The organism is Collinsella aerofaciens (genome assembly GCF_039836695.1).
GTDB classification, from domain to species: domain Bacteria; phylum Actinomycetota; class Coriobacteriia; order Coriobacteriales; family Coriobacteriaceae; genus Collinsella; species Collinsella aerofaciens_BD.
Genome location: NZ_JBDPAC010000038.1, coordinates 1 through 9778 on the forward strand (window position 1 = coordinate 1; position 9778 = coordinate 9778).

A 9778-nucleotide genomic window follows, 5' to 3' on the forward strand; every position below is an offset into this window, starting at 1 on the left:
CTTGCCCGTATCGTAGGCAATGCGCCGAATGCTCGCCATCGAAATTTATCGGTGGCCCACTTCAGACTGTAATGGGTGCCCCGTAAGGAGTGTCCCAAACTGCCAGCAGAAAAGGAACGTCCCTATCTGCCGCAGTCATTTAAGAACGTCCCCAATGACCACGCCGATGTTTTGGCCACGACAGCGAAAGCCCGCCAAAGCGAGCAAGGTGCCTTGAAGCGAGGCGGCATTGACCTTCTGGTCATGCCGCCGAAGCTGAAAGGCAGATTGCCGCTCTGGCGGGCTTGCAGCGTCGGCTGGTTACGCGGTTTGGTAAAACCGCGTAACTCTAAAGCTCCGTTACTTCAACGTTGTTGTAGATCTCGTCCCAGCGGTCCATGACCAGGTGACCGGTCTTGGGATCCATGGCGTTGAGCTTGCCGCAGGTATTGGCGGTCTTGAGCACCGTGACGTCGTCGGCGCCGGCAGCAATGGCATGCGCAAAGCCGGCGATGGTCGAGTCACCGGAACCCGTCGCGTTCACGGCCGCAATCGCGGGCGTCTTGGCGCAGAACGCGCGACCCTCATGGAAGCCCACCGAACCGGCAGCGCCCATCGAAACGACAACCCAGGGAATACCGGCAAAGCGGTCATCGGCGGCGAGCGCCTCGCGCAGGGCATCGACATCATCGGTCGTAAAGGACGTACCCAGCAGGCCGTTAATCTCGGTCAGGTTGGGCTTTACGAGCTCAGGCTTAGCGTCGGACTCCAGCGCGGCCTCCAGCGATGCGCCCGAGGTGTCGAGCAGCACCTTGGCGCCCGCCTTCTCGGCGATCTTGACGAGCTCGGCATAGTAGCCGGCATCGACGCCGCGCGGCAGCGAGCCCGAAAGCGTCACAACGTCCGCCTTCGCCGCAAGCTCGGCGAACTTGGCCGTAAAGGCCTCGAGCTCGGCCGGGGTGATCTGCGGGCCGCTCTCCAAAAGCTCGGTCTGATTACCCTCGTGCAGAATATTCAGGCAAATGCGCGTCTCACCGGCGATGGGCACAAATTCGTTCTTGACGCCGTCAGCATCCATGAGCTCGGCCATATAGGCACCCATGTGGCCGCCGAGCAGACCGGTCGCGAGCACGTCGTCGCCCAGCTGCAGCAACACGCGGCTCACGTTGAGGCCCTTACCGCCAGCGGTCTTTTCGGGCGTCACGCGGTTCACGTCGTCGATGATCAACTTGTCGAGCTGATAGCGCGTATCAATCGACGGGTTCATGGTAACGGTCAGAATCATATTGAACTCCTGTTTCCGGGGCGGCATGACCACCCCAAACATACGATAGCTCGTTAAAGGATCTCGATCTCAAAGCCGCGGGTGACGGTCTCCCCCGGCTTGGCCACCAGGCAGCCACGCTTGTGCTCCAGAATATCGTCCTCGTCGGAGCAGGTGGACAGGCCGCCCCACGGTTCCACGGCCACAAAGTCACCCTCGGGCTTGCTCCACACAATCAGGTACGGCATATCGGGGAACGTCAGGCGCACGCCCTTGTCCTCGGTCTTCTTGGTCAGCGTAACCACGCGGCTCTCGAGCACGTCAAAGATGGTCTCCGCGAAGTCAAAGAGTTCGTGGGTCAGCGGCAGGTCATGGCCAACCATCGGGTTCTTGCTGCGATGCTCAACATCAATCAGGCCCGTCGAGGGAACGGCAGTACAGAGCTCGGCGGCCTCGCGCTGCTCAAAACGGAGCTCGTAGTCGTCATAGGACTCGCCCTCGTCAAGCGGGCACTTAAAGCCAGGGTGACCGCCCACAAAGAACGGCATGTCCTCGGCGCCCTCATTGGTCACCTCGTACGACACGGCCACCTTTTCCGCATCGATCGTGTAACGAGCAACGATCTTAAACGGATACGGGTACTGCTCGAGCAACTCGGCATGGTCGGCAGAGCTTAGGCTCAGCGCAATCATGTTGTCGCCCTGCTCCTCGAGCTTCCACTCCTGTTTGCGAGCAAAGCCGTGACGGGCAAGCTTTACCTCACGGCCGCCCATGGTCATTGCGCGACCGTCACGAAGGCCGCCGCAGATCGGGAAACAAATGGGTGCCTGGCCCGACCACACCGCCGGGTCGCCCTGCCACAGGTACTCACGGCCGTTGGCCGCAATAGAAGTGAACGATCCGCCAGCCGTGCTCAACGCAATGCGGACAGAGCCGTTATCAAGAACAAACTCCATGGGAATCTTCTCCTTCACATATCATCTCGCACGATCCATTGTGAACGTCGTGCCTTTAGCAGAAAGGTAATGAGGCAGCGCCGCAAACAAAAGAGCAATGCACGTCCAGCCCGCTGGGCCAATTGGGCTGATAGCAAACCGGCCCGCGCCCCCTCACAGAAACGCGAGCCGTCAACGGACTAGTTAATTACGCCGGATACCCGCTAATCATGGTATTCGCCGCGGTCCCACTTCTCGAGGAACTCGTCAAAGAAGTGCGGGTCAGCCTGAGCCTCGGCGTCGGCCTTGTTGCAAGCATCGATCTTGGCGATCAGAGCATCATGCTCGGGAGTCTTCTCGTAGGGCTCCTCCAGGAAGGCGAGCATGATGTCGGCCATCAGGAACTCGCCGGTAATCTTGCCGCCAAAGCCCACGATGTTGGCGTTGAGCTCGCGACGGGCATACAGGGCAGAGGTCATGTCGCGAACCAGGGCGCAGCGGGCGCCGGGAACCTTGTTGACGGCGTTGGTGATGCCGATGCCGGTGCCGCACAGGGCCACGCCAAAGTCGGCCTTGCCGCTGGCAACAGCCTCGCCCACGGCCTTACCGTAGATGGGATAGTGCGTACGGGTGTGGCTGTAGGTACCGCAGTCGAGCACCTTGTAGCCAGCCTGCTCCAGGCGGTCGGCCAGATAGATCTTCTCGTCCGTAACGATATGGTCGCAACCGATTGCGATGGTCTTCTTCATCAGAACGTCCTTTCGTCTGAATTCACAAGTTGAGGTAGAAGTTCGAGTTCTCGGTGGCTCTCGTTAGGCCATCTTGTTGAGCATGTCGACACGAATCTGGTGACGGCCGCCGGCGTACTGGGCGCGCAGGAACTCGCGGGCGATCTTCTTGGCGACCTCGGTGCCCACAACGCCCGGGCCCATGGTGACCATGCGCGAGCCGTTGTGCTCGCGGGTCATGTAGGCGGAACGCTCGTCAGAAATGTTGGCGACGACCATGCCCTTAATCTTGACGGCGGCCATATAGGAGCCGACGCCGTACTTATCGAATGCGAAGCCCTGGGAATCCTTGTGCTCCAGCAGGTCCTTGGCAACGGCGGTCGCGGAATCGACAAAGTCCGCGGCAGGGGTCTCGGAATAGTCGACGACCTCGTGACCGTCGGCGATGAGCATCTCCTTGATGGACTCCTTCATCGACATACCGTCGGCATCGGAAGCGATTACAACCCTCATGACATCCTCCTTGAGAGATACGCAGGTGCGTAGTTTCTGTTTGGAAGTGTTGAATCGCGTTCAGGTCCGGGCATCTGAATGTGCGGTTCTTCACTGTTCATGTTTATTTGAACACATTCGAACAGTAACTGCAACAACTATTTGTTTATCTTTGTTCTTTTTTGAACAAATACCGTTTACGGATGATTGCTGACCGTTTGGATTCAGGGAATGCCCGGCTTGTCACGTATTCAACAAACAAAAAGGGCGGCCGAGAACGCATCTCGGCCGCCCTTCTTACGGTTGGTTTTCCAAAGATCGCTTTGCCGCCTACTCAGACTGCCCACCCTTTTTGGCGTGCTTGGAAGGAGTGCTCAAGAAACGACCCGTCAAATAGTTCGCCGGGCCGGAAATATCGATCCCCAGCAGCACGTGGCCCAGCCACAGGAACGCCACGAGCACCAGCAGCGGGATAACGCACGAAGTCACGATCATCACGATGACGCCATCAATCAGATCGGTCACCTGCCGCACGATCTCATCGGTCATCTGCTTGGCGCCGCTGGTCACCGACGTAACAAGGCTCGATGCCCCATCAGTCAACTGCTCGAGCACGTTTTTGGACTCCGTGGTCTCGGATTTTTTCTTGTTCGATTTTGAGCTGGTCTCGGCTGACTTGTCCGTGGTGCCGGCCGCATCCGCAGCGTCCGCAGCCTTTTGCTCAGCTTGCTCAATACTTACGCGATACGTTTCATCGACCTTCTGCGACACCCATACGCTCGCGGGCACGAGCGCCATGCCGATCACGGCAACCACCAGTACGCGTGTCGCCACACGGCGCAGGACAGTGCTCGTGCTCCAGCGCCCGTGAATGCCGAGCGACACCGCAAAGAGCACCAACGCAGACGGGATTAAGATGCCCAGGCCAACCGACCACAAAATCGTGAGCAAATATTTCTCTAGGTATAGCACGGCAAGCACGATGCCAAGGTTGCCTGAAAGCTGTGCGAGCTGCTCGGCAACCGGCGTTCCCGTATCACCAGGCAGCGCGGTAATGCCCGCAGATAGAGCAACGCATGAAGCCGTGAGCGCCAAAACGTTGCCTTTCTTTTGGTCGATAACCTCGATGGTGGGGTCCCAAGTTTTGGTATCGGCGAAATGCGGACGAGCTACAAAGCCCGACAGCAACGCCAGCACCACGAGCGCAACGATGATACCGATCTGCAGCTTTTTGTTTGCGCACACGACATCGGACAGGCTGGGCTGCAGCTCGGTTACCGTCGTGTGCTCGGTTATCTGGACAGGACGCCCATGAGCCATCTCGTGCGCGTCTCTTTTTTGAATCGATCCATTGTCCGGCATTTGGATACCTCCTCATTCCGGCCTGTATTGCGGATGGAAGTATACCCACCCTGCGAAAAACCGAACGGGAAGACGAACAGAAGCCCCAAGACTGTCCCCAACGACTAGTCGTTTAAGAACGTCCCCAATGACTATCTCGGGATGAGTTGCGGGGAGGAGAACAGAAAAAGCCCTGCCGCGGGTAGCGGCAGAGCTTTTGGAAGGGGACTTGGTTGTGAGGGCTCGTTAGGCGAGCTTGGCCTCGAGCTCGGCAATGCGCTTGTAGGCATCGATGGTAAAGCGGGCCTGCTTCTCCAGGATCATGGTGGTCATGAGAGTGTCCTGAGCATGGGCCATGATGAAGGTCATCTCCATCTCGCCACCGCCGGCCTCCTGCGAAAGCAGCTTGGTCTGCGTGTCGTGGGCGCCGATAAGTGCATCGCTGGCATCCTTGTGCAGCTGTTCGGCCTTCTCAAAATCACCCTCGCGAGCAGCATCGAGCGCTGCAAGCAGATCGGTCTGGGCGTCACCTGCGTATGCGACAATCTCGAATCCAACCATCGAGATTTCTTCTTTGGTTGCCATATTGCGTTCCTTTCACATATGAACCAATGGAGAGCATCGCGTCCGGGCATACGCGCTGCGTTCTGTATGGCAGAAACATTAACATTCAAACAAAAAAGAACAGCGCAAAACGTAATTTCAAGCTATGAACGGTCAATTTTTGCCCGTGAACGGTTTTTAAACCAATTTAAACAATATCGAACACAATTAGCGGCAACCCAAACAGACCCGCGCCCTAGTGCCAATCGCGCACCGTATCGCCCTCGACGAGCACGCCCGGAAACAGCATGTGCTCCACACCGGGTTCAACGCCCTCAGCGCCGGCAATCTTGTCAACCGCCCACATGCCGACGCGCTTGTTGTCAAAGCGCACCGTGGCCAGGCGACAATCGGGCACGATATCGCCCAAGCTGTCATCAACACCCACCACGCTCACATCCTCGGGCACGTGCTTTCCGCGCGACTCGAGCCCGCGAATGCAGCCATATGCCATGGCATCGTTGGAGGCATAGATGGCAGTACAGGTCGGATCATCCGCCAGAGCCTGGCCTGCGGCATATCCGCTCTGTGCCGTCCAGTCGCCGCGCACGAGCTGCGGGGGCTCAATGCCATGCGCGCGCAATGTCTCGCGCCAGCCTTCCTCGCGCCGCATGCCCGAAAGCGAGCGCTCGGGGCATGAGATAAAGTGCACAGTCTTGTGCCCCCGCCCCAGCAAGTACTCAACAACTTGACGCGAGCAATCGAACTGGTCGTTATCGACCGTTGAACAGAGCGGGTGCTCCAACATCGTAACGAGCACCGTCTGCATGCCGGGCAGCGGCTCGAAGGTTCCAAAGTCCGCCGGCATGCGGTTCATAATCACAACCATGCCATCCACCGGCAGTGCGCTCATGCGCGACGATGCGCTCTCGAGGGTATACGGATGCCCGTCTACTTTAGTGAGGGTGATGGCATAGCCATGTTTGTCGGCCGCGGCGGCAAAGCCCTCCATACGGTCGAGGTTGCCGGTGCCGGTAATGTTGAACATGGCGACGCCGACGGTCTTAAACTTGCCACGGCGCAGCGATCGACCGGCAAAATTGGGACGATACCCCAGCTCGCGCATGGCGGCACGCACGCGCTCCTTGGTCTCGGGGCGTACGCTGGGCGAATCGTGCACCGTACGCGAGACCGTCTGCTCCGAAACGCCCGCGAGACGCGCCACATCCTTAACGGAAACCGATTTTTTAACAGCGGCCATAGGTCGATCTTTCTATGTCAACGATGCCATTGGTGGCACCTTGCGCAGTCATTTTTAACGCCTTCAAGTATATCCAACGCCTCCCCCACCATACGTTCACCACCCAAAACCTACCGTTCACCGACATTTTTGCTTCCCCGAACGGCTTTTGTCGCCCAAATGTTAACGTTGCCATTGTGCAAACACAGAGCCACCGGGCGGCTCAAACGTTTACGCATAAGGAATCGACGGTTCGCAGGCACAGGAACCACCGGTTCGCGTCTTTTTTTGTGTCACAAAATGGCAACGTCAACATTTTGGCAACCGAACGCCAAAAGCTACCATCGTTGCTAACCCACCGACTCTTAGGAGCATTGCATGGAGCAACTCATCGCCATCATCGAAAAGGGCCAGCCCTTTTTCAACGCGATCGCCCGCAACAAGTACCTCAAGGCGATCCGCGACGGCTTTATCTCCGTCATCCCCATCATCATCTTCTCGTCCATCTTCTGCCTGGTAGCCTCGGTCCCCAACATCTGGGGTTTCTACTGGCCCGATGACATCAACAACGCCCTGTGGAAGTGCTACAACTACTCCATGGGCATCCTGGCCATCGCCTGCGCCGCCACCACGGCCAAGCACTTCGCCGACGCTCAGAACCGCGATCTGCCCAAGAACAACCAGATCAACTTTATCTCGTGCATGTGCGCGGCCATCATCGGCTTTCTGCTCCTTTCGAGCGACACCATCGCCACGGACGCTGCCAGCGGTTTCAACACCACCTACCTTGGTTCCAAGGGCCTGCTGACCGCTTTCATCGCTGCGTTTGTGACCGGCATCATCTACAAGTTCTTCATTAAGCGCAACATCACCGTCAAGATGCCCGAGCAGGTTCCGCCCAACATCTCGCAGACCTTTAAGGACATCATCCCCTTCTCCGTCTGCATCACCGTCTTTTGGGTGTTTGACATCGTCTTCCGCGCTGCTTTTGGCTTCTGCTTTGCCCAGGGCGTCATCCAGGTGTTCCAGCCCCTGTTCACCGCCGCCGACGGCTATATCGGCCTCGCTGTGATTTACGGCGCCATGAGCCTCTTCTGGTTCGTCGGCGTCCACGGCCCCTCGATCGTCGAGCCCGCCATCGCCGCCGCCCTCGTTGCCAACATGACCGACAACCTGGCTGCGTTCCAGGCCGGCCAGCACGCTTCCGCTGTCCTGACCCAGGGTGCCCAGTACTTCGTCGTCTGCATGGGCGGCACCGGCGCCACGCTCGTCCTGGTCTTTATGTTCTGCTTCCTGGCCAAGTCTCAGGAGATGCGCGCCGTCGGTAAGGCCGCCATCGTCCCCGTCTGCTTTGCTGTCAACGAGCCGCTGCTGTTCGCCGCACCCATCGTGCTCAACCCCGTCTTCTTCGTCCCGTTTGTCTTTGCCCCGATCGCCAACATCTGGATCCTCAAGATCTTTATCGACTTCTTGGGCATGAACGGCTTTATGTACACCCTGCCTTGGACCGTCCCCGGCCCCATCGGCACCATCATGGGCCTGGGCTTCCAGCCGCTCGCCTTTGTGATGCTCGCCCTTATCCTGGTCGTCGACTTCGTTCTGTACTATCCGTTCTTCCGTGCCTATGACGCCCAGAAGTGCGCCGAGGAGGCCGAGATCTCCCAGGAGGAGCTCGCCGCCAAGAACGCCGAGAAGGCCGCCAAGCTCAACGACGCCTTCCAGGGCAAGGCTGACGCCAAGAGCGTTGCCGCCGGTGCTGCTGCCGAGGCCGTGAAGTCCGACGTCGCTCCCGCCGCCACCGAGGCAACGACCGCCAGCGACCTCAACGGCAAGCGCGTGCTCGTGCTCTGCCAGGGCGGCGGTACCTCGGGCCTTCTCGCCAACGCGCTGGCCAAGGCTGCCAAAGAGCGCGGCATCAATCTTGAGACCGCTGCCGAGGCCTATGGCAACCACGTTGACATGCTCCCCGACTTTGACCTGGTCGTCCTGGCCCCGCAGGCCGCAAGCTACCTGGCCGACCTGCAGAAGGACTGCGAGCGCGTGGGCAACAAATGCGTCGCCTGCCGCGGTAAGCAGTACATCGAGCTCTCCCAGAACGGCGACAAGTCTCTCGCCTTCGTAAGCGAGCAACTCTCGAAGTAAGTAACGCTCAGGGCCAGCCGACCATCCAAGACCGGCTGGCCCTTCGATTTAGACGATTGGATCATCATGTCCGTTAACCCCGCTAGCGTCACCAACCCGCCTGCGCAGTTTCCCGAGGACTTTGTCTTTGGCGGCGCCACCGCTGCCTACCAGGTAGAGGGCGAGACCCGCACCCACGGTAAGGGCAAGGTTGCCTGGGACGACTTCCTGGAGGCCCAGGGGCGCTTCTCCCCCGATCCCGCTTCCGACTTCTACAACCAGTACCCCGTCGATCTGGAGCTGTGCGAGGAGTTTGGCATCAACGGTATTCGCCTCTCCATCGCCTGGAGCCGCATCTTCCCCAACGGCACCGGCGAGATGAACCCCGAGGGCGTGCAGTTCTACCACGATCTCTTCGCCGAGTGCCACAAGCACCACGTTGAGCCGTTTGTCACGCTGCATCACTTCGATACGCCGCTGCCCCTCTTTGAGAAGGGCGACTTCCTCAACCGCGAGACCATCGACGCCTTTGTGGACTTTGCCACCTTCTGCTTTAAGGAGTACGCCGACCAGGTGACCTACTGGTTCACCTTTAACGAGATCTGGGCCGACGCCTCCAACACCTACATCGAGGGCACCTTCCCCGGTGGCGTCAAGGCGCATCTGGCCGAGGCTTTCCAGTGCGAGCACAACATGATGCTCGCCCACGCCAAGGCCGTGCTGGCCTTCCACAACGGCGGTTTTAAGGGCAAGATCGGCGTCATTCAGTCGTTGGAGTTTAAGTATCCGCTCAACGAGAACGACCCCGCCGACATCAAAGCCGCCAACAACGAGCACGTGCTGCAGAACCAGTTTCTGCTCGACGCCACCTTCCGCGGCGACTATGCCCCCGACACCCTCGAGTGCGCCAACCGCCTGGCTGCCGTCTCGGGCGGCACCATCGAGATCCTGGACGAGGATCTGGAAATCATGCGCGAGGCCGCGCTCTACAACGACTACCTGGGCGTTAACAACTATCAGTGCCGCTTCTTGAAGGCTTACGATGGCGAGAACGACCTGCACCACAACGGTACGGGCGAGAAGGGCACCGGCCGCTGGCGCGTTAAGGGTATTGGCGAGCATGTGAACAAGCCTG

At 59.0% G+C, this 9778-nt stretch carries 9 protein-coding genes; 2 read left to right on the plus strand and 7 right to left on the minus strand.

What is annotated here, in order from left to right; translation table 11 throughout:
* Window positions 1-328: 328 nt before the first annotated feature.
* The 7 genes from ABG996_RS10470 to ABG996_RS10500 form a co-directional block, all read right to left on the minus strand.
* On the minus strand, window positions 329-1264 hold the full coding sequence (locus ABG996_RS10470; RefSeq protein WP_347479680.1) for a hexose kinase: 936 nt from the start codon (window positions 1262-1264) through the stop codon (window positions 329-331).
* Between the two features lie 53 nt (window positions 1265-1317).
* Window positions 1318-2199 (minus strand): aldose 1-epimerase family protein, encoded by an 882-nt coding sequence (locus ABG996_RS10475; RefSeq protein WP_347479679.1) that lies wholly within the window; start codon window positions 2197-2199, stop codon window positions 1318-1320.
* A 203-nt stretch (window positions 2200-2402) separates the two neighbouring features.
* Entirely contained in the window at window positions 2403-2927 is a 525-nt protein-coding gene (gene lacB / locus ABG996_RS10480; RefSeq protein ID WP_006234831.1) for a galactose-6-phosphate isomerase subunit LacB, read from the minus strand.
* 63 nt (window positions 2928-2990) lie between these two features.
* Entirely contained in the window at window positions 2991-3419 is a 429-nt protein-coding gene (lacA, locus tag ABG996_RS10485; protein ID WP_006234830.1) for a galactose-6-phosphate isomerase subunit LacA, read from the minus strand.
* A gap of 309 nt (window positions 3420-3728) precedes the next feature.
* Window positions 3729-4760 carry a hypothetical protein gene (locus ABG996_RS10490; protein ID WP_347479678.1) on the minus strand — a complete coding sequence of 344 codons (1032 nt, stop codon included), beginning with the start codon at window positions 4758-4760 and terminating at the stop codon, window positions 3729-3731.
* A gap of 225 nt (window positions 4761-4985) precedes the next feature.
* Window positions 4986-5324: a PTS lactose/cellobiose transporter subunit IIA gene (locus tag ABG996_RS10495; RefSeq protein ID WP_055252615.1), complete on the minus strand. Its 339-nt coding sequence runs from the start codon at window positions 5322-5324 to the stop codon at window positions 4986-4988.
* Window positions 5325-5538: 214 nt separating this feature from the next.
* Window positions 5539-6543 (minus strand): LacI family DNA-binding transcriptional regulator, encoded by a 1005-nt coding sequence (locus tag ABG996_RS10500; RefSeq protein WP_347479677.1) that lies wholly within the window; start codon window positions 6541-6543, stop codon window positions 5539-5541.
* 357 nt (window positions 6544-6900) lie between these two features.
* Here ABG996_RS10500 and ABG996_RS10505 point away from each other — a divergent pair, with 357 nt between their 5' ends.
* Together ABG996_RS10505 and ABG996_RS10510 are read left to right on the plus strand one after the other, a co-directional pair.
* Entirely contained in the window at window positions 6901-8664 is a 1764-nt protein-coding gene (locus ABG996_RS10505; RefSeq protein WP_138374612.1) for a lactose/cellobiose PTS transporter subunit IIB, read from the plus strand.
* Between the two features lie 66 nt (window positions 8665-8730).
* On the plus strand, window positions 8731-9778 hold a 1048-nt coding region (locus tag ABG996_RS10510), incomplete at its 3' end, for a family 1 glycosylhydrolase (RefSeq protein ID WP_347500988.1).